At 39.0% G+C, this 21603-nt stretch carries 22 protein-coding genes; 7 read left to right on the top strand and 15 right to left on the bottom strand.

The window, feature by feature from the left end:
- Nucleotides 1-2 precede the first annotated feature (2 nt).
- Together J690_RS05970 and J690_RS05965 are read left to right on the top strand one after the other, a co-directional pair.
- A complete protein-coding gene (locus J690_RS05970) occupies nt 3-941 on the top strand; it encodes an ABUW_2363 family tetratricopeptide repeat lipoprotein (RefSeq protein WP_032034744.1) in 939 nt (312 codons plus the stop codon).
- 116 nt (nt 942-1057) lie between these two features.
- Entirely contained in the window at nt 1058-3064 is a 2007-nt protein-coding gene (locus J690_RS05965; RefSeq protein WP_032034742.1) for an esterase/lipase family protein, read from the top strand.
- A gap of 53 nt (nt 3065-3117) precedes the next feature.
- On the opposite strand, the gene ahpF is transcribed toward J690_RS05965, so the two are convergent.
- The 3 genes from ahpF to J690_RS05950 all read right to left on the bottom strand — a co-directional run bounded on the left by ahpF (nt 3118) and on the right by J690_RS05950 (nt 5944).
- Nucleotides 3118-4683, bottom strand: coding sequence for an alkyl hydroperoxide reductase subunit F (gene ahpF / locus J690_RS05960; protein WP_032034740.1), 1566 nt, complete (start codon nt 4681-4683; stop codon nt 3118-3120).
- Nucleotides 4684-4862: 179 nt separating this feature from the next.
- Nucleotides 4863-5384, bottom strand: a complete 522-nt coding sequence (locus tag J690_RS05955) for a chromate transporter (protein ID WP_009388239.1) — start codon at nt 5382-5384, stop codon at nt 4863-4865.
- Nucleotides 5384-5944, bottom strand: coding sequence for a chromate transporter (locus J690_RS05950; RefSeq protein WP_013198158.1), 561 nt, complete (start codon nt 5942-5944; stop codon nt 5384-5386). Before J690_RS05950 ends, J690_RS05955 begins: the two co-directional genes overlap by 1 nt.
- Before the next feature lie 101 nt (nt 5945-6045).
- Here J690_RS05950 and J690_RS05945 point away from each other — a divergent pair, with 101 nt between their 5' ends.
- Nucleotides 6046-6948, top strand: a complete 903-nt coding sequence (locus J690_RS05945; protein ID WP_032034736.1) for a LysR family transcriptional regulator — start codon at nt 6046-6048, stop codon at nt 6946-6948.
- Between the two features lie 57 nt (nt 6949-7005).
- On the opposite strand, the gene arsH is transcribed toward J690_RS05945, so the two are convergent.
- From arsH to J690_RS05925, 4 genes are read right to left on the bottom strand one after another with little or no spacing between them, the layout of a single operon-like run.
- A complete protein-coding gene (gene arsH / locus J690_RS05940) occupies nt 7006-7719 on the bottom strand; it encodes an arsenical resistance protein ArsH (RefSeq protein ID WP_032034734.1) in 714 nt (237 codons plus the stop codon).
- The gene (arsB, locus tag J690_RS05935) at nt 7706-8752 is read right to left on the bottom strand and encodes an ACR3 family arsenite efflux transporter (protein ID WP_032034731.1); all 1047 of its coding nucleotides are present in this window, start codon (nt 8750-8752) and stop codon (nt 7706-7708) included. The genes arsH and arsB overlap by 14 nt, the downstream gene beginning before the upstream one ends.
- A 10-nt stretch (nt 8753-8762) precedes the next feature.
- Nucleotides 8763-9236 carry an arsenate reductase ArsC gene (locus J690_RS05930; protein ID WP_032034728.1) on the bottom strand — a complete coding sequence of 158 codons (474 nt, stop codon included), beginning with the start codon at nt 9234-9236 and terminating at the stop codon, nt 8763-8765.
- Between the two features lie 4 nt (nt 9237-9240).
- Nucleotides 9241-9570 (bottom strand): metalloregulator ArsR/SmtB family transcription factor, encoded by a 330-nt coding sequence (locus J690_RS05925; RefSeq protein ID WP_032034726.1) that lies wholly within the window; start codon nt 9568-9570, stop codon nt 9241-9243.
- An 84-nt stretch (nt 9571-9654) separates the two neighbouring features.
- Between J690_RS05925 and arsC the strand changes: the two genes are divergently transcribed.
- A complete protein-coding gene (gene arsC, locus J690_RS05920) occupies nt 9655-10083 on the top strand; it encodes an arsenate reductase (glutaredoxin) (RefSeq protein WP_032034724.1) in 429 nt (142 codons plus the stop codon).
- A gap of 68 nt (nt 10084-10151) precedes the next feature.
- Here arsC and J690_RS23625 read toward each other — a convergent pair whose 3' ends face one another.
- The 3 genes from J690_RS23625 to J690_RS05905 all read right to left on the bottom strand — a co-directional run bounded on the left by J690_RS23625 (nt 10152) and on the right by J690_RS05905 (nt 13040).
- The gene (locus J690_RS23625; RefSeq protein ID WP_000784879.1) at nt 10152-10313 is read right to left on the bottom strand and encodes a DUF1427 family protein; all 162 of its coding nucleotides are present in this window, start codon (nt 10311-10313) and stop codon (nt 10152-10154) included.
- A gap of 56 nt (nt 10314-10369) precedes the next feature.
- The gene (locus tag J690_RS05910) at nt 10370-12244 is read right to left on the bottom strand and encodes an amidohydrolase (protein WP_032034722.1); all 1875 of its coding nucleotides are present in this window, start codon (nt 12242-12244) and stop codon (nt 10370-10372) included.
- A gap of 109 nt (nt 12245-12353) precedes the next feature.
- Nucleotides 12354-13040 (bottom strand): hydrolase, encoded by a 687-nt coding sequence (locus J690_RS05905; RefSeq protein WP_001043290.1) that lies wholly within the window; start codon nt 13038-13040, stop codon nt 12354-12356.
- A 196-nt stretch (nt 13041-13236) separates the two neighbouring features.
- On the opposite strand from J690_RS05905, the gene J690_RS05900 reads away from it, so the two are divergent.
- Nucleotides 13237-14127 (top strand): LysR family transcriptional regulator, encoded by an 891-nt coding sequence (locus J690_RS05900; RefSeq protein ID WP_005802433.1) that lies wholly within the window; start codon nt 13237-13239, stop codon nt 14125-14127.
- A 40-nt stretch (nt 14128-14167) separates the two neighbouring features.
- Here the strand turns inward: J690_RS05900 and J690_RS05895 are convergent, their stop codons facing one another.
- Nucleotides 14168-14917 carry a GntR family transcriptional regulator gene (locus tag J690_RS05895; protein WP_081405073.1) on the bottom strand — a complete coding sequence of 250 codons (750 nt, stop codon included), beginning with the start codon at nt 14915-14917 and terminating at the stop codon, nt 14168-14170.
- A gap of 401 nt (nt 14918-15318) precedes the next feature.
- On the opposite strand from J690_RS05895, the gene J690_RS05890 reads away from it, so the two are divergent.
- Nucleotides 15319-16788, top strand: coding sequence for an NCS1 family nucleobase:cation symporter-1 (locus tag J690_RS05890; protein WP_032034719.1), 1470 nt, complete (start codon nt 15319-15321; stop codon nt 16786-16788).
- Nucleotides 16785-17519, top strand: a complete 735-nt coding sequence (locus tag J690_RS05885) for an aspartate/glutamate racemase family protein (RefSeq protein ID WP_032034717.1) — start codon at nt 16785-16787, stop codon at nt 17517-17519. Before J690_RS05890 ends, J690_RS05885 begins: the two co-directional genes overlap by 4 nt.
- Before the next feature lie 70 nt (nt 17520-17589).
- Here the strand turns inward: J690_RS05885 and tauD are convergent, their stop codons facing one another.
- Genes tauD through tauA form a run of 4 tightly spaced genes read right to left on the bottom strand, consistent with a single transcriptional unit; the run spans nt 17590 to nt 21190 of the window.
- On the bottom strand, nt 17590-18471 hold the full coding sequence (gene tauD, locus J690_RS05880; RefSeq protein ID WP_032034716.1) for a taurine dioxygenase: 882 nt from the start codon (nt 18469-18471) through the stop codon (nt 17590-17592).
- An 8-nt stretch (nt 18472-18479) separates the two neighbouring features.
- Nucleotides 18480-19349, bottom strand: a complete 870-nt coding sequence (tauC, locus tag J690_RS05875; RefSeq protein ID WP_017399075.1) for a taurine ABC transporter permease TauC — start codon at nt 19347-19349, stop codon at nt 18480-18482.
- Entirely contained in the window at nt 19346-20140 is a 795-nt protein-coding gene (locus J690_RS05870) for a taurine ABC transporter ATP-binding protein (protein ID WP_032034715.1), read from the bottom strand. The genes tauC and J690_RS05870 overlap by 4 nt, the downstream gene beginning before the upstream one ends.
- Before the next feature lie 9 nt (nt 20141-20149).
- The gene (gene tauA, locus J690_RS05865) at nt 20150-21190 is read right to left on the bottom strand and encodes a taurine ABC transporter substrate-binding protein (RefSeq protein ID WP_081405072.1); all 1041 of its coding nucleotides are present in this window, start codon (nt 21188-21190) and stop codon (nt 20150-20152) included.
- Nucleotides 21191-21603 lie beyond the last annotated feature (413 nt).

The raw sequence follows: 21603 nt of genomic DNA, 5'->3' as shown, positions 1-21603 counted from the left end.
CTATGAATTTTAAGCCTTTGGCATATATAATCCTTGCGACCTCAAGTTTAACCGCTTGTACAATGGCACCCGTAAAAGAACAAAAAATTGAGCCTTTTGTTTTCAAGGAACCAGAGCTTACTCCTCCTTTTTATGCGCTAAACCCTTTTAACTATGATCAGCCACCGGCATTTGAAGTTGCATTAAAAGACGCTGCTGCACAGCCTGTGACCAAAATGGTCGTTAATCGTCAAGATGATCCAACCAAACAGCTTACTCTCGACGTCAATAAACTGATCATTCCGACTGTCAATAATTCACAACGTTCAATGAAATACGCAGTTTTAGCCGGTGAAAATGAAATTGACGTGACTACTATTGATGACTTCTTACAGTTAGTGGAAGGTAAAGCACGTCACTACCCACCTCGCTTTACTGACCGTCAAGAACGTAAAGGCTTTGAAAGTAAACTTAAAGAAGTAACACAACAACTTGATACACTTGCTGCAAATCCAAATGCATCATTTGATATTTTAATTCGTGCTTTTAAAGCAAGTGTTCTTGCACGTAACCTTGATTTAGGTACTGTTCATACCACTAAATCTTTAGAATATGCTCAAAGACTTTTAAAAATTAATCCAGATGATGCGGAAACAAATTTCTGGTTCGGTTTTGGTTTATCTGAAGGTGGCGGTCAACGTGAAGCGATTCCATACTTAGACAAAGCCATTAAAGGTAATGTTCAAGAAGCATATTTAGCTGCTGCAAATAACTATATTGCAATGGAGCAAAAGAAAAACGCGATCCAGACGCTAAAGAACTATAAAGTTAAATATCCAGATGAAGCGGAAATTGCTGACCGTTTAATTCAAGAAATTGAAAAACAAGGTCGTTGGAACGTATGGCAAGTTTTAACTAACCCAGCAATGTCAGCAACTACTCCTGCTGCACCTAAAAAATAAGCTTAATTCTATAAAAAAGGGCTGTTTTGACAGCCCTTTTTTATATTTGATCATTTGAAAAATATTTTAAAATTTGTATGATTTACCTACCATTGAGCCACTATATTTTGACCATAATGTTTTCAATAAAAAGAAGCAAAACACTGTTGACGGTCATACTACTCGGTTCAATTCTGAGTGGTTGTCAGGTCGTAAATGTTAAACAGCAAGCTTTGAATGTAACGATTGCAAATGAACGTAATAGTATTCTTACCCAAGATAAACTTAGCGAAGCGAGTCTGAATGTTTTATCAATGTCTGGTCAGGAAGCTAAAGTTTGTACAGATACACCTAAAACCTGTGTAAATCAACTCAAAAACCTTCCTCAAATTTTAGATGAACAGTTCTTATCAGCAGCAAGCGAGATGTATCTCGCAAAAGCAATGGCTTTATCAGATACATCTGACTGTAAAGTAAGTAGATTTACTAAACATAAATCTGAAGAAGAACAAAAGAATATTCTGAATAGATATGATGATTGCTTAGACCAACAATTGAGCCTATTAGATAAAAGTATTCGCTATAGCTATGCCTATCTATTTTCAACAAAACGTAAGCCTAATGACCGTATTTTTGATAATAGACAAGTTCAAATTCGCGATTTCTATAATCAAGCAATCGCCAAAATGGTCAGTGTTTATGATTTAAGATACCCGAAAAAAAATGTGGTAGAGCCACAAATCCATATTGGTAAGAGTGTTTATTCAATAGACTTTGAATTTCATAAACAACTATCAGGCCAAAAGTTAGAGAAATTAATTTCAAGTTATAACCTGAATTTTTCTGGCTTAAGAACCATTAACCGCCGCGATGGTTTTGGCTCCGAATTTGTGGCTGTTTTTCCGAGTTCAGGAAATGAAGATATTAATGAATATATTTTAGATCCACTTAAATATAATTATAAAAATGGTGTTAATCCAAATATTCATAACGCACGCTACTTAGCTGCGACTATTGTAGCTGAACCCAAACACGCGACCACTGTCGAAGAAATTATTAATAATCCAGAATTCGTGATTCGAGTTTATGATCCATATCGGACAGATAATATTAATGTAGCAGGCAAGCAATATCCGCTAGCAGCTAACTTTTCAGCACCTTATGGCCTATGGTTAGCCGAAAACAATTTAGGAGTTGCAGCTTATTTAACTCTGATTGACCGCGATCAGCATTTAACTATGCCGCATTTATATATGCTCGAACCTTATAATCCAAACAAAAAAATTATCGTGTTGGTGCATGGCTTGGCAAGTAGCCCCGAGGCATGGATTGCGCTGACCAATGATGTTATGGGCGATACGGTTTTAAGAGACAATTACCAAGTTTGGCAAGTTTTCTATTCGACCAACATGCCAATTTTGGAAAGTCGTTTTCAGATTTATGCACTCTTGAAACAAGCTTTTGGTTCATTAAACCCAAGTGACCCTGCCGCGCATGATGCGGTCCTTGTTGGACATAGTATGGGAGGTATTATCAGCCGTTTACTGGTCAGTGATGGAGATATTACTAAGCCTGCCTTAGAGTTAATGACGATCCGTCAGCAAAATCGCTTCAAAAAACATCCAATGGTTACCGAACGATTGCAAATGCATTCAATCAATAATTTTGATCGCGCAATTTTCTTGGCTTCCCCTCATCGCGGTACAGATTATGCGGATCGTTGGTTTACCTTGGCGGCACGTAAAATTATTCGTTTACCCGGTGCATTCCTGTCAGCTGTTGCCACGTCACTGACAACCGAAAATTTAGATGTTAAAGATTTCTTGAGTAATATTGATAATGGTTTGATTCAAAATGGACCGAGCGATCTAAGTCATCAATCTAAATTTATGGAACTCACAAAAGATATTAATCCACACCAAGGATTAGTTTTCCACTCTATTATGGGTAACATCACCAAGAGTGATGATCCAAATGTGATTACCGATGGTATTGTCCCTTATAAGAGTGCTCACTTAGAAGGTGCAAAATCTGAGAAAGTTCTTCCAGGTGGTCATTCAATCCAACTGACACCACAAGCTGTATTAGAGTTACGTCGTATTTTACGAGAGCATTTAGTCGAACACGGTTTATATAAACCATAAAAAGAAAAAGAGCCAAAGGATATACTTTGGCTCTTTCGTTTTGGACTTAAATTTTATTGCCCAGAACGGATGATGTAATCAAACGCTGAGAGCGATGCTTTAGCACCTTCACCTGTAGCAATAATGATTTGCTTGTAAGGTACAGTGGTACAGTCACCCGCAGCAAATACACCTTGTACATTGGTTTCGTTGCGGTCATTCACAATGATCTCGCCACGGTTGGTTAACTCAACTTCACTGTCTTTCAAGAAGTCAGTGTTTGGCAGTAAACCAATCTGTACAAAGATCCCTGCAAGCTCGACTACATGCTCTTCATCAGTCGCACGGTCTTTATATTTAAGGCCAGTCACTTGTGAACCATCGCCTAACACTTCTGTACTTAAGGCATTCATAATCACCGTTGTGTTTGGCAAGCTATGCAATTTGTTTTGCAACACTTGGTCTGCACGAAGCTTGGTATCGAATTCAACCAGAGTTACATGCTCAACAATCCCTGCAAGGTCAATCGCTGCTTCAACACCTGAGTTACCGCCACCAATCACGGCAACACGTTTGCCTTTGAATAATGGGCCATCACAGTGTGGGCAGTACGCAACACCACGGGTACGGTATTCTTGCTCACCCGGTACATTCATCTCTCTCCAACGTGCACCTGTAGAAAGGATCACAGTTTTCGATTCAAGTTTTGCACCGTTTTCAAGTTCAACTTCAACCAAGCCATTTTCAGTTTGGTTGGCCCCTGTGATTTTGCTGACACGTTGCAGGTTCATGATATCGACATCATATTCACGAACATGTGCTTCCATCTCGGCAGCAAACTTAGGACCTTGCGTTTTTTGCACAGATGTGAAGTTTTCAATGTCCATGGTGTCCATGACCTGACCACCAAAGCGTTCAGCGACGATACCGGTATTAATACCTTTACGTGCCGCATAGATTGCTGCTGTTGCCCCTGCAGGACCACCACCAATCACCAATACATCAAAAGCATCTTTGGCATTCAGTGCTGCTGCATCTTTTTCAGCTGAGTTGGTATCAAGTTTCGCCACAATCTCTTCAAGGGTCATACGACCTTGGCCAATGTGCTCATTGTCTTGGAATACCATCGGTACAGCCATGATTTTGCGTTGCTCAACTTCATCTTGGAAGAATGAACCGTCAATCATGGTTGCCGTGGTGTTCGGGTTATAAATCGCGATCAGGTTAAGTGCCTGTACCACATCAGGACAGTTATGACAGCTGAGTGATACAAACACATCAAAGTTTGCTTTGAGGTTTAAACCTTTAATCTGGTTGAGCACTTCATTTGACACTTTAGGTGCATAGCCAGACACCTGCAACAGTGCCAAGATCAAAGACGTAAACTCATGACCCATTGGTAAGCCTGCGAAGAACACACGAGGCTGTTCACCTGCTTTAGCCACACCAAAGCTTGGACGACGTGTATTATTACCGTCAAAACGGGCAGTCACCTTGTCAGAAAGCTCAGCGATTTCAGTTACTAATTCTTTAATTTGAGCTGCTTTATCTGATTCATCTAAAGCAGCAACTAATTCGATTGGACTTTCTAGACGTTCTAAGTAAGCTTTTAATTGAGTTTTAATGTTTTGATCTAACATCTGTTTTTTACTCCAATGCATCCAAATTCTTTCAATAGATGCATAGTACGTGAAAACACAGAATAGGTGAAACAGTATGTTTTTATATATTTAATCGGTTTTTTAGATTTAATTGTTATTTTCTTCATCAAAAAAAGCCAACCTGAACTCATCCAGCGCAGGTCGGCAAACTGGTTAAACTAAAGTAAGACCACGCCAAATACCGCTCCAGCAATCAATACATGCAAGGGATGAACTTTTTTAATTAAAGACAATAAAGTTGCAATGACGACCATAATGACAAGTAAAGTATTTATTGCCGCTGCCTCAGAAATAATCCACGCACTGGCAAGCACAGTTCCCACAGTGACAGGTTGTAAAGCAAGCTGTAAAACACGGCGCCATTTCTTATCTTTAAATTTTGACCAGCCTCTCATTACAAACACAGTAATAATTGATGAAGGTAAAAATTTAGCTGTAGACGTTACCAGTAGACCTGACAACCCTGCTACATGCCATCCTACCAACGGTACAATCATCATGTTTGGACCTGGTGCTGCTTGAGCCATGGCAAATAATGCACTAAATTCTTGTGCTGTCATCCAGTGATGGATGTCAACGACTTGGCGTTGCATCTCAGGTAAAATTGTATTTCCGCCACCAAATGCAATAAGAGACAATTGAGTAAAAATGATGGCTAAAGTAAGTAGAACTGCACCCATTACACACGTCTCCAAATAATAGTTGAATAAAGTGCCAACAAAATCAGCATGGTCAAAAGCAAAGAGATTTTTAGAAAAGCAATACTAACAATTGCTGCCACAACAACACACATCGCTATTGGGTTACGTAATAATGGTTTCAACATTTTTAAGCCAGTTGCCACCAGAAGCCCAGCTGCTGCTGCTCCTAACCCTTCAAAAAGATGCTTAACCATAAGGTTGTCTTGGAACTGCTCATAGACATAATGTAAAAGTACAACAATTATCGTAGGCGCAAGGATCAAGCCAATCAGTGAACTCACTGCCCCACGAACACCGCGAAACTCCATGCCAATCGCAACAGATAAATTAATGATATTGCCGCCCGGTAAAAATTGACACAGACCCAGTAACTCAGTGAATTTTTCAGGACTTAGCCACTGTCGTTGCTCTACAACAACTTTACGAGCCAAAGGTAATACACCACCAAATCCGATTAAACCTAATGTTAAAAAACCTAAAAACAGTTCTGTGCAAGTCGGTACGGTCTCCTTTTGCACAGCAATCTCAACATGGTTCATTTTCGTTACTTTTCACTTTATCTGACCAAGATAGAATGCTACTTTTATGATATATCTACAAATGCTTTTATTTTCACTAACCATACCCTAAAGGTATTCCTATGCTAGATTTACATAAGCTTCATGCCTTTGTGGTGGTAGTAGAAGAAAGAAATATCACACATGCCGCAAACCGATTATTTATTCAACAGCCGCCTTTGACGCGTTTACTCAAAAAGCTTGAAGAAGAACTCGGTGCACAGTTACTTATTCGCCAGCCTCGTGGCATTGAACCGACTGAAGCGGGTTTAGCATTATTTAAAGAAGCACAACTTTTATTAGAACATGCCAAACATATTCCAAAATTAGTCCAAGATGTTAGTCAAGGTAAAACTGGACAACTCAATATTGGTTTTACAAGTTCCGCAGGTTTGCATCCGCTCATTTCATTAGTATTACGGTCATATCGAGAAATATATCCAAAGGTACTAACCAAACTTGAAGAAGCAGGCAGCCAAAAACAATTAGATCGATTAATCTCAGAGAAACTTGATATCGCTTTTTTAAGAGCGCCAATCAGCCGTGATATTGGGCTAAAGCATCTTCATATATTAGATGAGCCAATGGTAGTGGCATTGCCTATGGGCCACCCACTTACACAAAAAGAAAAAATTAGCTCAAATGACTTATCAGATGAAAATTTTGTTTTATACCGTCGTTCTTCAGGACAAGGTTTATATGACAATATTTTATATAGCTGTTATCAAGCAGGCTTTAGTCCACGCATTATTCAGGAAGCACCTCGTCCTACTGCAACATTAAATTTAGTCGCTGCTGGAATTGGTATAACGATTGTGCCAGCCTCAATGCATAACTTTTGGGAACATGAAATTGTATATCGCGAGTTTGATAATTCAATGAAACTAAATGCGCCTCTTTACCTGATTACTCGGGAAAATGAGAGTTCTGCCAAAGTTTCAAACTTTATTGAACTATTACAAAAACTTTTGCCCACAATGGCCTGAATGTAAAAGCTAAACAATAAAAAGTGCCCCGAGTGGAGCACTTTTTTATGAAACTGTTTATTTTTGATTTACTCGTTTTGCCAGCTCTTCTGCCGACTCTTTACGCTCAGAGTAGCGATCTGTCAGGTATTGTTTTTGCCCACGAGTTAATAAAGTGAACTTATACAACTCCTCCATAACATCAACGATTCGGTCATAGTAAGAGGATGGTTTCATACTGCCATCTTCTTCAAACTCTAAAAAGGCTTTAGCAACTGAAGACTGATTTGGGATGGTAATCATGCGCATCCAACGGCCTAAAATACGCATTTGATTGACCGCATTAAACGACTGCGAACCACCACTAACTTGCATGACTGCTAAGGTTTTACCTTGAGTTGCACGAATTGCTCCGGCTGCCAAAGGAATCCAGTCAATCTGGGCTTTTAAAATTGAACTCATCGCGCCATGACGTTCGGGTGAGCACCACACCATACCTTCTGCCCAAGCTAAAAGCTCATGCAACTCTTGCACTTTCGGATGATCAGTTCCTGCATCCTCAGGTAAAGGTAAACCTTTAGGATGAAAGATTTTGACTTCAGCACCTAAGTATTCAAGGATTCGACCAGCAGTCAGCACAGCAAAACGACTATAAGAACGTTCACGATTAGAACCATATAGCAATAAAATGCGAGGTGGATGCTCAAGCTGCTGTGCTTGCACTTGCTCAAATGTAGGTTTATCTAAAAGATCTAATGCTACATTTGATAAATCATTATTAAGACTGTTCATCTGAGAAATACTTTTTCTTTAACCAAAGAGAAACGGTAACGAGTAAAATTAAAACGGGTACTTCAACCAATGGTCCAATCACTGTGGTAAATGCCACAGGTGATGCCAAACCAAATGTTGCAATGGCAACCGCTAAAGCTAACTCAAAATTGTTACCAGCCGCAGTAAACGAAATAGCAGTGGTACGTGGATAGTTATTCCCCATACGTTTACTCATAAAGAAGCTAATAAAGAACATCACCACAAAGTAAATCGTCAGTGGAATTGCAATACGTAATACATCTAAAGGCAAGCTCACCACATCACCACCTTTTAGACTAAACATAGCCACAATGGTAAAAAGTAAAGCAATTAAACTAATCGGGCTGATTTTTGGTAAAAATTTAGTTTGATACCATTCTAAACCTTTCGACTTGACTAAAATCAAACGCGTCAAGAACCCCATTAAGAATGGAATACCTAAGTACACCAAAACCGCATGTGTAATGGTCCAAAAATTTACATCAATGACTTGCCCTGCCACACCAAAATATGGAGGTAAGAAAGTTAAGAAAAGCCATGCGTAGGTACTAAAGAACAAAATTTGGAAAATACTGTTAAAGGCAACCAAAGCTGCAAGGTATTGGTTATCACCACAAGCAAGACCATTCCAAACCAAAACCATTGCGATACAACGTGCCAAGCCAATCAAAATCAGGCCTGTCATGTATTCCGGATAACTATGCAAGAAAACTATAGCAAGTACGAACATTAAAACTGGAGCAATAATCCAGTTCTGTACCAACGATAAAGTTAAGGTTTTCTTATCTTTAAATACTTCTGGTAACGTAGCATAATCAACCTTTGCTAAAGGTGGATACATCATCAAAATTAAGCCGATTGCGATCGGAATATTAACGTTATCTACACTCATTCTGTTCAAAGAAACCGAGGCTTGAGGAAAGAACACCCCAATTGCCAAACCTAAAGCCATGGCAATAAAAATCCATAGCGTCAGGTTACGATCTAAAAAAGAAAGCTTTTGCTTAGTCATCTCGGCTCTCTCACTCAATATGAGAGATTTCATTAATCTCAGCAATTAAATGTGAACGGCTTAAGTTCGGAACATCAAGTGCAAACAATGCATCTAAACGACGGTTGATATGATCTACAGTCTCTTGGAATGCTTTAAGCTTTTCTTCTTTTGGCAAGTCCAAATGAGATGGATCACTTAAGCCCCAGTGTGCTTTGATTGCGCCACCTAAATAAAGTGGGCATGCTTCTTGTGCAGCAGAATCACAGACTGTAATCACAACATCTGGTTGATACTGTTCGCAGTCATCAATAGTTTTACTCCATAACCCATCTGTTGAAAGACCTAAGTTTTCAAGTGTTTCAATGGTTAATGGATGCACCTGCCCTGATGGTTTACTGCCTGCGCTATACGCTTTCCAATTTTCTGGTGCACGACTATTAAATAAAACTTCTGACAAAATGCTACGACAACTGTTTCCAGTGCATAAAAATAAGAATTTCATGGTCTTACTCACAATAGGTAGAAATAGAAGAAAACTTTGAAGATGATTGATTCACTAAACTTTCATCTTGGTTTCCTATAGTTTTCAAAACTTCAACAGCCCAATTTGGTAAATCTGGATTGACGCTGTAATACACCCATTGCCCCTGTCGTGCATCAAGTAAAATGCCATGAGTTCTTAATAAAGCTAAATGTCTGGAGATTTTCGGTTGGCTCAACTCAAGCTGTTCTGTTAGCTCACAAACACAAATATTTTGTTTGCTCAGAACTAACTTAAGAATGTTTAACCGAGTTTGGTCAGATAGACATTTAAAGAAATCGATTTGGTTGATCATATCTTCAACAAAATATATTCGTTATTGTAAATATACGGATATCCATATATAAATGCAATATCTTAATTTGATAATAAATTTACCATGACTGAGCTAGTGAAAATTTACCATAATCCTGCTTGCGGAACCTCACGCAATACATTGGCGCTTATTCGTCATGCTGGGTTTGAGCCTATCGTTATTGAATATTTGCAAACACCACCAAGTAAAGATGAATTGATTCAACTCATTAAGGATTCAGGCTTAACTGTACGTGAAGCAATTCGTAAAAATGTTGATCCCTATAAAGATTTAGAGATAGAACAAGATCATTGGACCGATGAACAGTTAACTGATTTTATGGTTCAGTACCCAATTTTAATTAATCGCCCATTTGTGGTTACACCAAAAGGCACACGACTTTGCCGTCCTTCTGAGATTGTATTGGATATTTTAGATGTAGAAAACTTAGGCTATTTTGTAAAAGAAGATGGCGAAGTGATCATTGATGAGCAAGGTCGTCGTATAAAGTAATTGAAGATATTTATTAATATAAAAAGCTAAATGGCATGGCACCATTTAGCTTTTTTGAATGAAACAGATTAAAAATAAGACTTGATGAAAGGAAGCAGTTGCTCTCCTATTACCATGCCTAATAAACCAACTAATGCAACAAGAGGTGGAGCTGGTGACTTAACATTTAAAACATAATATAAGACACCAACAAGCAACCCTACAGCCAAAGATAACAAGTACATTTTCATCGTACATACCTTAGAGAATCAAGCCATTTAATCAGCAGGTTCCCATACTGTTTTATTTAAAATGCAAAACACGAGCACCCAAGTGCGCCCCAGAAAGACTTTTTGTCTTTATCATTTACAGGAAGATCAAGCATCCAAGCGTGACTGTGTCCATGCATTCCACAGCTGCTAGCACATGCACACAAAGCACTTTGTGACTGTAATGATTGATTGGAAGGAGCATTACGGTTTTCAGATAACCGCCACTGACCACCGAAGCGTTTTACCGGCGACCATGTTGGAGATGCTGGCGGTAACGGCGGATCGTCTTGCTTAAACTCTGCCCCTGCATAGACCACTTTGCCACCTAAGACAGTAAGTACAGACTCAATCCACTGGATATCCTCAGCTTCTACTTTAAAGTAGTCATCAGACAATACCACCAGATCACCAAGTTCTCCTGCTGTGAGTGAGCCCTTAACATCTTTTTCACCAGAGAACCAAGCGGAACCTTTAGTCCAGAGTTTGAGTGCTGTCTGACGGTCTAATAGATTTTTTTCCTCATACAAAGGTAATCCACCCACTGTTTTACCCGTACTCAACCAATATAAACACACCCAAGGGTTATAAGAGGCAACACGAGTCGCATCTGTTCCCGCACCCACAGGAACACCGAGTTCTAACATTTTCTTAACAGGTGGCGTTGCCTGAGCAGCCTCAGCACCATAGCGTTTTACGAAAATCTCACCTTGATATGCCATACGGTGTTGAATGGCAATACCACCACCCAACGCACCAATACGTTCGATATTACGCTCAGATACAGTTTCGGCATGGTCAATAATAAATCGTGTCGCAAATGGTTGTTTTGAATTGACGCGCTCAAATACATTCAGTAAGCGATTAATACTTTCATCATAAGTTGCATGAATACGGAATGGCCATTTCTTTTCAGCCAAGTGCTCTACAATAGCTTCGAGCTCACCTTCCATTTTTTCTGGTAAATCCGGACGTGGCTCATAGAAGTCTTCAAAGTCCCCCGCTGACCAAGTCAGATTCTCGCCTGCTCCATTCATTCTAAATAGCTCATCACCATCGCCCGGAAATGTCATTTCGGTCCAACGGCGATAATCATCAAGCTCTTGGCCTGCCTTTTGAGCAAATAGGTTGTAAGCAATACGTACGGTCATTTGATTTTGATCGTGTAATTGCTTAATCACATCATAATCTTCAGGATAATTTTGACCGCCACCGCCCGCATCAATTGCTGAAGTAATACCTAACCGGTTCAATTCACGCATGAAATGTCGAGTTGAATTGACTTGATCTTCAACTGGCAATTTCGGTGCTTTCCCTAAGGTCGAATACAAAATCATAGCCGATGGCGTAGCAAGCAAGAGACCTGTTGGCTCACCTTTTTCATTTCGTACAATCTTGCCGCCAGGTGGGTCCGGTGTGTCTTTGTTAAAGCCCAATACATCAAGTGCAGCTCGGTTCAACAAAGCACTGGCATATAGATGTAAAACAAAGACAGGAGTATCTGGTGCAGCTTTATTAATTTCTTCTAAAGTCGGTAAACGCTTTTCGGCAAACTGGAATTCAGTCCATCCGCCTACGACACGAACCCATTGTGGAGCTGGAGTATTGTCTGCTTGTTCTTTGAGTAAGCGTAACGCATCGGCAACAGATGGCACACCTTCCCAGCGCAGCTCCATATTGTAATTTAGGCCACCACGAATAATATGCAAATGACTGTCGTTTAGACCTGGTATAACGCGACGGCCATTTAAATCTACAACTTTACTTGTTGGAGTTGCGAGTTTCATTACCTCATCATTTGTACCCGTGCGTAATACTTTACCGTCTGCAATCGCAATTGCTTGTACTTCGGGGTTCTGAGGATCTAGTGTTGTGATTTTACCGTTTATGAGTATGAGGTTTATTTCGGTCATTCTGAACTCCATTCTTGTGAATTATCGTTCTAAAAAATAAAGGCATATCTGTATTAATATCACTTAAATATTGAATACTAGACATGCCTTTACCTAAATCAGTACTGTTTTATTTTGCAGGAACTGGTGCAAGTACTTCATGTTTTGATGTTGTACGCTCAGGTGCCTTATGTACCATCGTATAAGCATAATCCACACCCATACCGTAAGCACCAGAATGCTCGCGTACAATTGCCATAACTGCATCATACGTATCACGGTGTGCCCAATCACGCTGCCATTCAAGTAATACTTGTTGCCAAGTTACCGGAACAACACCAGCTTGAATCATACGTTGCATGGCATAGTCATGTGCCTCTTTCGAGGTACCACCTGAAGCATCTGCGACCATATAAATCTCATAATCCCCTTCAAGCATCGCACCAAAAGCGAAGGTGTTATTACACACTTCAGTCCACAAACCTGAAACAATCACTTTTTTACGATTATTTTTTGCAAGCGAATCACGTACTTTTTGGTCATCCCACGAATTCATTGAAGTACGTTCTAGTAATGGAGCATCTGGAAATACATCTAAAAGTTCTGGATAGGTATGACCAGAGAAGCTTTCAGTTTCAACCGTTGTAATGGTGACAGGAATATTGAATGTTTTAGCTGCTTTTGCTAATCCTACAGTATTATTCTTTAATACTTGGCGATCTATTGACTGTACCCCAAAAGCCATTTGTGGCTGATGATCAATAAAAATAACCTGACAATTGGTTGGTGATAGTTGTTCTAAAAGTGATTTATTCATGGGTAAACTCCATTATTCCTTATGAGTAATGCATCAAAATTGCTTACTGGTTATTATGAAAACAGATAAAAATGTAAAAGCATAGACAGTAAATCACCACGAATCTGTATTCTGTACGAATACAATCAAAACAATGATTGCTTTTTAATTTTTATAGTTTAATCATTGATATATATTTGTTACCTTTCGCTTATCCATGGATCGATTAGACTGTATTTCCACTTTTGTAAGTGTTGTAGAACATGGGAATTTTAGTAGTGCAGCCAGAGCACTCGATATTTCTCGTGACTTAGTTGCCAAACGTGTTTGCTACCTCGAAAACGACCTCAGAACCACACTTTTAACTCGAACAACAAGACAGATGAACCTCACCTCTTGTGGGGAAAAGTTTTATCAACATAGCAAAGTCATTTTAAGTGAGTTCGAATGGGCTGCATATGAAATTAGCTATAATCAGCAGTACCCTGAAGGCGAACTCAAGCTCAATACACCAATGTCTTTTAGCAACATTTTTCTTCAACATATCATTTCAGACTTTATTGAGAAATATCCCAGCATAAAAATTGATTTATTCATGACTGATCAGCTATTAGACATGAATAATAATAAATTTGATTTAACCATTCGTGTAGATGGCTCTCCTCCAAATTTGGCAAATAGTAAAATATTAAATACCTATCAACGATATTTGTATGCAACACCTGAGTATTTTAATCAGCATGGATTGCCAGATTCATTAGAAGAACTTAAAGAACACAAGTTTCTAATTTACTATCAGGATAGCCGACATAAGAAGTTGATCTTCCAAAAAGATCAAAAAGAAGTGTCCTTTAATTGCTTCCCTGTGATGACCTGTAATAATGGTGAATTATTATTAGATATGTGCTTGAAAGATCACGGTATTGTTTTTCTTCCAGAGTTTATTGCAGAGCCTTATTATAAAGAAGGTAAATTACAAAAATGTTTGGAGGACTACACCAGTCAGCCGCTTCACCTATATGTTACATGGCCAAACCGTAAGATTTTATCGAAGAAAGTAAAATTATTTATTGATTTTCTAACACGTCAAATCGTTCCTATAAAATAACCAATCCGGGCCTTTTCCATAGGAAATTGGCCCATGATTTTCAGTTAGTTTGACTGATTTCAATCTTCTTATTTTTAAATAAATTTAATAAATTTTGTTCTGCTGATGCTGTGCTGTCTTGTTCAATAAATGTGGTCGCGTAGTTTTCTAAATGCTCTTCCATCAATTGAGTGGCTCGTTTTTCATCGCCTTGTTCAATCGCATCTAAAATTGCACGGTGTTCATCTGCCGAACAATTATTATGTTTTGGAATTTCATATAAGCCAATTAATAATGAAGTCCTTGCAATAAGCGTCTGCAAATAACTGGTCATAATCGTATTTTGATTTGCTTCAATCAGCTTTAAATGAAATTGCCCCGATAGCTTAATCCACTCGGCCCAATTACCAGCTAAACGCTCATGAGACTCTTGATCTACTAAGCCTCGAAGCTCACTAAAATCTAGGTTATGTGACTTTTGAGCTAATTTTTTTACAGTGGCGATTTCAAGCATGCTGCGTGCTTCAAAGACCTCTTTTGTTTCATGAGCGCTATGTTTTGCGATGAGTGCCCCACGATTGGGCTGAATTTCGATGACCTTATCATGGGCAAGTTTCACGAAAACACGTCTTAACACTCCCCTCGTTACACCAAATGCCTCACACAAAGGTGCTTCAACTAAACGTGCGCCAGGAACGAGTTGTCGATTTAAAATAGCATCTACAATAGCGTTATATATATGGTCATCAATTTCATCATTGCTCATTTCTACGGCTTTTTTTGGTGCATTTGATGGCATTGATTTCTCCATTTTTATTAACGCCTCCTCTTTCTAAAACTTTATCTAATAACTGTAGTGTAAGTTTAACTTAAGCGTTTTGGAATATTGCTCTCATTTCCAAAACACTAATGTTGAGCTAAACAATTCAATATTAGACTTCTAAATATCCACTTATACACCTAACTTTACTTACTTTTTATAAAAAATTAAGCACTTCTCATTTTATAAATTTGTCTCTTCATATCCAAAATTCATACCAGTTTAAATAACTCATAAGTGCTACTTCTTAAATTTGGCATAACTTTTGCTCAATTAAAATTGTGCACAATATAAATATCACATTGTGCACAATTTTAATTTCATTCTTTTAGCCAGAATTTCAAGCTGCTGAAGAACGTGCCAGCCCAACATAAGGGAAGTGAGTGTTCAAGATGAATAATACCGAAGCAATAATTAAACCTTCTTATGATGCAAAACTGACAAATCAAGACTTAGCTCCTTTAAAAAAGCAAACATGGGGCGCTTATAATATTTTTGCTTTCTGGATGTCTGATGTTCATAGTGTCGGCGGTTATGTCATGGCTGGGAGCCTTTTTGCACTCGGGCTGAACAGCTGGCAGGGACTTTTATCTTTACTCATCGGCATTGCCATAGTTCAGTTTTTTACAAATCTGATTGCCAAGTCTAGCCAACAAACAGGCACGCCCTATCCTGTTATTTGTCGTGCCACTTTCGGTGTGCTTGGTGCAAATATTCCTGCTGTTATTCGGGGTCTTATCGCTGTCGCGTGGTATGGCATTCAAACCTATTTGGCCTCAAGTGCATTCTTATTAGTCATTTTAAAGTTCTTTCCAGAATGGTCACCCTATGCTGATGTTTCAACTTACGGCTTTCTTGGGCTTTCCTATTTAGGATGGGTTGGCTTCATGCTGCTTTGGCTACTACAAGCGATTGTTTTTTGGTCTGGCATGGACAGCATTCGTAAATTCATTGACTGGGCAGGTCCAGCTGTCTATGTTGTGATGTTTGCGATGGCAGTATGGCTCATCTGGAAAGCTGGCTGGCAAAATATTGATCTAAACTTGAGCGGTGTTCAATACGACGGTTTTGCGGTTGTACCAGTCATGATTGGTGCTATTGCACTTGTTGTTTCATATTTTTCAGGACCTATGCTGAACTTTGGTGACTTCTCTCGTTATGGCAAAAGCTTTAACGCGATTAAAATGGGTAACTTTCTTGGACTACCGATTAACTTCTTAGGCTTTTCTTTACTTACTGTAGTTTGTATTGCAGCAACGCTTCCAGTCTACGGTAAGCTCATTACCGACCCTGTCGAGATGGTTGGAAAACTTGATAATACCTTTGTAGTCATTTTAGGTAGTTTGACCTTAATGATTGCCACCATCGGGATTAATATTGTCGCTAACTTTGTATCACCTGCCTTTGATTTTTCCAATGTTTCACCGAGCAAAATTAGCTGGCGCATGGGTGGAATGATCGCAGCAGTAGGTTCAATTTTCATTACCCCATGGAATTTATTTAATAACCCTCAAGTGATCCATTACACCATTGATATTTTAGGTGCATTTATCGGTCCGCTTTTTGGCGTATTGCTAGCTGATTTTTACCTCGTTAAAAAACAAAAAATCGTAGTAGATGATTTATATACCTTAGATACCAAAGGTTTGTATTGGTACAAAAATGGTTATAACCACTCTGCCTTTTATGCCTTAATTCCAGCTTCATTAATTCCTATTCTCTGCGTACTTTTACCACAACTATCAGGGCTAGCTAATTTCACATGGTTTATTGGGATGGGATTCGGTTTTGTCATTTACCGATTTCTTAACCAACCGCTTACACATGCTAAATCGGCACTGACTAAGGCAAAAGTACAATGAAAATAAAAATTATTAATCCCAATACCACCCAAAGTATGACTGACAAAATTGCTGCATCAGCAAAGATAGTTGCAAGTTCTGGTACTCAAATTATTGCAGTGAGTCCTCAAATGGGCCCTGCAACAATTGAAAGTTATTATGATGAAGCATTAAGTGCAGTAGGTGTGCTGGAGGAAATTCACCAAGGTGAACTTCTAGGTGTAGATGCTTATGTTATTGCCTGTTTTGGTGACCCTGCGCTTTATGCTGCCCGTGAAATGACTTCAGCGCCTGTGATTGGGATTGCAGAAGCAGCTATGCGAACTGCAAGTTATGTCAGTAATGGTTTTAGTGTGGTCACAACCTTACAACGCACAGTGAATATGAGTTGGCATCTGGCTCATCGCTATGGGGCTACACCATTTTGCAAAAATGTTCGAGCTTGTGACATTGCAGTTGAAGAATTGGAGCTTCCTGACTCAGATGCTTATCGAACCATACGAGAGGAGTGCAAAAAAGCACTGGTAGAAGATAAAAGCGATGCAATTGTTTTGGGCTGTGCAGGTATGAGTGATTTATGTCTAAAGCTACAAAACGAGTTAGGTATAATCGTTATTGACGGCGTTGCAGCAGCCGTTAAACAAGCTGAAATGTTAGTCCAGTTAAATTTAAAAACCAGCAAAATTGGTGATTGGGCTTCACCTCCTGTAAAGAACTACACAGGCATATTGTCGGGTTTTGGAGCACAATAGAGATAACTTACTGTTTCAATTCCAACTCAAAACGCTACGTTGGAATTGAAACAAAGAATAATTAAAGGAATTAAGCCTCTGCTAACTCTGGCTGTTGTTCTTCTTTATAAAATGGCACATCACCGTTAATGGTTGCACGGTGCATGATGCGATGAGCATCGCCATAATCAAATAATGCTTTATGTTGCGTACAACGGTTATCCCAAATCGCGATATCACCATCTTGCCACTTCCAACGCAAATGAAATTGCTCTTGAGTCGCATGTTCAAACAAGAAATTAAGTAACTGTTCACTTTCTTTTTTAAGTAACTCATTAATGCGAGTGGTAAAACCCTCGCTTACAAACAACAAAGGCTCACCTGTAACCGGATGGGTACGCACCACTGGGTGAACCACTGGTGGATTACGCTTAAATGTTTGCAAAAGCTTTTCACGTTCTTCTTCGTTATGAGCAAAACGTTCAAGCGGAAAAGACTTACGAATATCGTGGGTTGCAGTTAAGCCACGTAGTTTTTGCTGTAACTCAAGCGGAAGCCCTTTAAAAGCTGCTGTGTTGCTCGACCATAATGTATCTCCGCCTACAGGTGGAATTTTAATGGCTTGCAACACACAACCTAAAGGCGGGGGTTTACTAAAAGTCACATCTGTGTGCCAAAGTTCATTGTCACGCAAATCTTGTTTCCAGCTATCGAGTACCATCACTTCAGGTACATCTTCAATTGAAGGATAAATCGGGTGCACATGTAAGCTACCAAAACTGCGTGCCAAGTCTGCTTGTGCTTGCGGTGCTAATTGTTGCTTTCGAAAAAAAATGACCTGATGATCAAGCAAAGCCTGCTGGATTTGTTGCGTTGTCTGTTCATTTAACGCATTCAAATCAATTTCGTGAATAATTGCGCCAATGCTAGGCTTGATCACTTCAATATTTAAGTTTGCTACTACTGTATTCATCTTCTTTACTACAACTGCTGACCATACCAAGGAGAAAACTGTTTTTGTAACCAACGTAAAAACAGCTCAAAACTAACTGCGACAATCGCAATCACAATAATGCCCAGAATCACCGTATCGGTAATTAAGAACTGTGCTGCCGATTGCACCATAAAACCAATACCACGGTCCGCTGCAACCAATTCTGCTGCAACTAATGTTGACCAGCCCACCCCGAGACCAATACGAATACCGGTAATAATATGAGGTAAAGCTGTTGGTAAAATGACATGCCAAAATACTTGTGTCTGACTTGCCCCTAATGACAATGCCGCACGTTCACGATTTAGCTGATGGCTTAACACACCATGCGCACTACTAATAATGACAGGCGCCAATATCGAGAAAAAAATCAAAAGTACTTTTGTGGTTTCGCCAATACCGAACCAAATAACAAGTAACGGCAAATAAGCTAACGGTGGAATTGGACGTAATAATTCAACCAAAGGATCTAGAACAGCGCGAACCCATTTGTTCAGACCCATCCATAAGCCTAGCGGAACGCCAATCACTACGGCAGCAATCAAAGCTAAAAATACACGTGAGATACTGGCTGCCAAGTGTTGCCACAAAGTCGCCTTCATAAAGCCTTCTTGGCTGACCGATATAAATTTTTGCCAGACTGCCTGTGGACTTGGTAAAAACAGTTCGGGTACGACATGCAAAGCAGTAATGAGGAACCAGAGTGCAACCACACTTCCCACACTAATTATGCTAACTGCCAAAGTGCGATGTTTCTCAAAAAATGACGATAAAAATGAAGCTTTTTCTGTTTGCACATCTGGCTTAAGTTTTAGCTCTGCTTTGTCATATTCATAGACGTTATCTTTAGTGTTCATGTAGGTAACGCCTCCTTACCGCTTTGTTTTTGAGCCCTTAAACTTTCAAATAGCTGTTCTCTGAGCTGAATAAACTGAGGGTCAGATTTAATCGAACGAATAGGCTCGCCCTGACGATATCGTTGAGCAAAATCGAGATGTAGAGTTTCTACAATTTTGCCTGGATGCGCCGTCATCAGAACTAACTGATTGCTGAGCAATAATGCTTCTTCAATGTCATGTGTAATTAAAAAGAAGCTTTTATTTTGTTTAATCCATAAATCGAGCACTAACTGCTGCATGTTTTCACGCGTAAAAGCATCTAAGGCAGCAAAAGGTTCATCTAATAAAATAAACGGCGCATGACTGATCAAAGCTCTGGCAATACCAACACGTTGTTTCATACCACCGGAAAGTTCCCAGATATTGGTTTTTTCAACGTGACTTAAACCCACAATTTTTAAAATTGCACTCACTTGTTTCTCAATCTCTGCACGCTTTAAACCTTTTAACTGCAGAGCGAAGCCAACATTATCTGCAACATTCAACCAAGGAAGTAAGGCGTGATCTTGAAATACAACAGCACGAGTTACATCTGGTCCAGTTACGACTTCATGATTTACAAGCACATCACCAGAACTCGGCTTTTGAAACCCTGCCAAGATATTAAGCAAAGTTGTTTTGCCACAACCCGACTCACCTAAAATCACGGTTAAAGAACCTTCTTCAATGGTTAGGTTAATGTCTTGTAAAACTGGCTTTTGCTGTTTAGGAAAAGTCAGATGAATATGTTTGGCTTCAAGTACACTCATGACAACTCCTTAAGGCTGCAAAAATGAAGAATTCACATTGCCTTTATAATCGGCTTTAAGTTGATCGACTTTGCCCTGACCTTTTAAGAATTTCGCTGTATCAAAAATATTTTGCGCAAATTCACCATCTAACGTTTGTTTTTGCTGAGCATGGTCAAGGTAAATGTTTCCACTTAATAAAAGCGGGATATCTTTTGGATCAGAACCTGTAAGCTGCGCAATTTTTTGCACGTTATCGGCGTCTTTAACGTAAGCAGCTGGGTCTTGATTATATTTTTCAAGCTGCTCAAGCGTGGTTTGGACAAAAGCTTTTAAGAAATCAGGATTTTTCTCTGCAAAATCTTTACGCACAACCCATAAGTCATAAGTTGGAGCGCCCCATTCTCCCACTTGTTTCGAGTCGGTTAAAACCGTACCAGATGCTTTGGCTTTACTTAAAGCAGGTTCCCAAACATAGGCAGCATCAATATCACCACGTTCCCAAGCAGCTGAAATTTCAGGTGGACGCAAGTTGATAATTTTTACTTTGTCTTCTGGAATGTTCCAATGTTTAAGTGCAGACAAAAGGCTGTAATGGGTTGTTGAAACAAAAGGTACAGCAATGGTTTTGCCAATTAAATCTTGAGGGGTTTTAATGCCTGATTTATTACTCACCACTAATGCTTCAGACCCACCAAGTTTTGAAGTAATTAAGAATACTTCAATCGGTAAATCACGGCTTGCCGCAGCAGCAAGTGGGCTTGAACCAATATTGCCAAGTACCACATCACCTGAAGCAAGTGCATTAACTACATCTGAACCCGCATCAAATTTTTTCCATTGAATGGTCCGTTGACTATGTTTTTCATAATCTCCGTTGGCCTGTGCAACTTTGCTTGGGTCAACCCCAGTTTGATAAGCAATCACGACAGGTTTGTTGTCACGAACTGAAGCACCCGTATTATTATCTTTCTTATTTTGCCATACGATAAATGCAACAATTGCTACAACCACAATTGCCGTGATAATCAACGGTTTGGTCTTTGTGCTCATAATTTCATGATCTTTCAATAATATAAGCCCATGGTATGCAGCCGGCTTTATAATGAAAAATAAAAAAATATGAGTTGCTTATCTAATTTTTATAAATAACTTTTCCTTATAAGTTTTTATCTTTTGGTAAAAAGAAAATTCTAAGTAAACTTACAGATTAAAATAAAAATTAAAATACTTATATATCAATAATTAAAAATGATATTCACAAATCATATGATTAGGAAAACCTGACAGATGTCCTCTAAGTATTTTATCCTCTCATATTTGATCATTTTTATTTTTGCTTATTGCATCCAGAGTTTTGCATCTAATTAATTTTCATTCTTTTATATAAAGTTCAGATTTTATTATCTTTTTATCTTAAATCTTCTGCAAATATTGAGATTTGGGCAAATCTTTTTCTGGTTTATACATGACGCAAATTTAAT

Source organism: Acinetobacter sp. 742879, from assembly GCF_000588535.1.
GTDB lineage: Bacteria > Pseudomonadota > Gammaproteobacteria > Pseudomonadales > Moraxellaceae > Acinetobacter > Acinetobacter pittii.
The sequence above is the reverse complement of the archived record's forward strand: the minus strand, read 5'-3'. Positions and strand labels throughout refer to the sequence as shown.

Excerpts from the sequence above, each read along its gene's own strand:
- J690_RS05955 (WP_009388239.1), bottom strand. The coding sequence starts at position 5,384 with ATGGGTGCAGTTCTACTTACTTTAGCCATCATTTTTACTCAATTGTCT.
- arsC (WP_032034724.1), top strand. The coding sequence starts at position 9,655 with ATGACTGAGCTAGTGAAAATTTACCATAATCCTGCTTGCGGAACCTCA.
- J690_RS05890 (WP_032034719.1), top strand. The coding sequence starts at position 15,319 with ATGAATAATACCGAAGCAATAATTAAACCTTCTTATGATGCAAAACTG.
- tauD (WP_032034716.1), bottom strand. The coding sequence starts at position 18,471 with ATGAATACAGTAGTAGCAAACTTAAATATTGAAGTGATCAAGCCTAGC.
- J690_RS05965 (WP_032034742.1), top strand. The coding sequence starts at position 1,058 with ATGTTTTCAATAAAAAGAAGCAAAACACTGTTGACGGTCATACTACTC.
- J690_RS05885 (WP_032034717.1), top strand. The coding sequence starts at position 16,785 with ATGAAAATAAAAATTATTAATCCCAATACCACCCAAAGTATGACTGAC.
- arsH (WP_032034734.1), bottom strand. The coding sequence starts at position 7,719 with ATGAACAGTCTTAATAATGATTTATCAAATGTAGCATTAGATCTTTTA.
- arsB (WP_032034731.1), bottom strand. The coding sequence starts at position 8,752 with ATGACTAAGCAAAAGCTTTCTTTTTTAGATCGTAACCTGACGCTATGG.
- J690_RS05895 (WP_081405073.1), bottom strand. The coding sequence starts at position 14,917 with ATGGAGAAATCAATGCCATCAAATGCACCAAAAAAAGCCGTAGAAATG.
- J690_RS05930 (WP_032034728.1), bottom strand. The coding sequence starts at position 9,236 with ATGAAATTCTTATTTTTATGCACTGGAAACAGTTGTCGTAGCATTTTG.
- J690_RS05950 (WP_013198158.1), bottom strand. The coding sequence starts at position 5,944 with ATGAACCATGTTGAGATTGCTGTGCAAAAGGAGACCGTACCGACTTGC.
- J690_RS23625 (WP_000784879.1), bottom strand. The coding sequence starts at position 10,313 with ATGAAAATGTACTTGTTATCTTTGGCTGTAGGGTTGCTTGTTGGTGTC.
- tauC (WP_017399075.1), bottom strand. The coding sequence starts at position 19,349 with ATGAACACTAAAGATAACGTCTATGAATATGACAAAGCAGAGCTAAAA.
- J690_RS05910 (WP_032034722.1), bottom strand. The coding sequence starts at position 12,244 with ATGACCGAAATAAACCTCATACTCATAAACGGTAAAATCACAACACTA.
- J690_RS05945 (WP_032034736.1), top strand. The coding sequence starts at position 6,046 with ATGCTAGATTTACATAAGCTTCATGCCTTTGTGGTGGTAGTAGAAGAA.
- J690_RS05870 (WP_032034715.1), bottom strand. The coding sequence starts at position 20,140 with ATGAGTGTACTTGAAGCCAAACATATTCATCTGACTTTTCCTAAACAG.
- J690_RS05970 (WP_032034744.1), top strand. The coding sequence starts at position 3 with ATGAATTTTAAGCCTTTGGCATATATAATCCTTGCGACCTCAAGTTTA.
- ahpF (WP_032034740.1), bottom strand. The coding sequence starts at position 4,683 with ATGTTAGATCAAAACATTAAAACTCAATTAAAAGCTTACTTAGAACGT.
- J690_RS05900 (WP_005802433.1), top strand. The coding sequence starts at position 13,237 with ATGGATCGATTAGACTGTATTTCCACTTTTGTAAGTGTTGTAGAACAT.
- J690_RS05905 (WP_001043290.1), bottom strand. The coding sequence starts at position 13,040 with ATGAATAAATCACTTTTAGAACAACTATCACCAACCAATTGTCAGGTT.
- J690_RS05925 (WP_032034726.1), bottom strand. The coding sequence starts at position 9,570 with ATGATCAACCAAATCGATTTCTTTAAATGTCTATCTGACCAAACTCGG.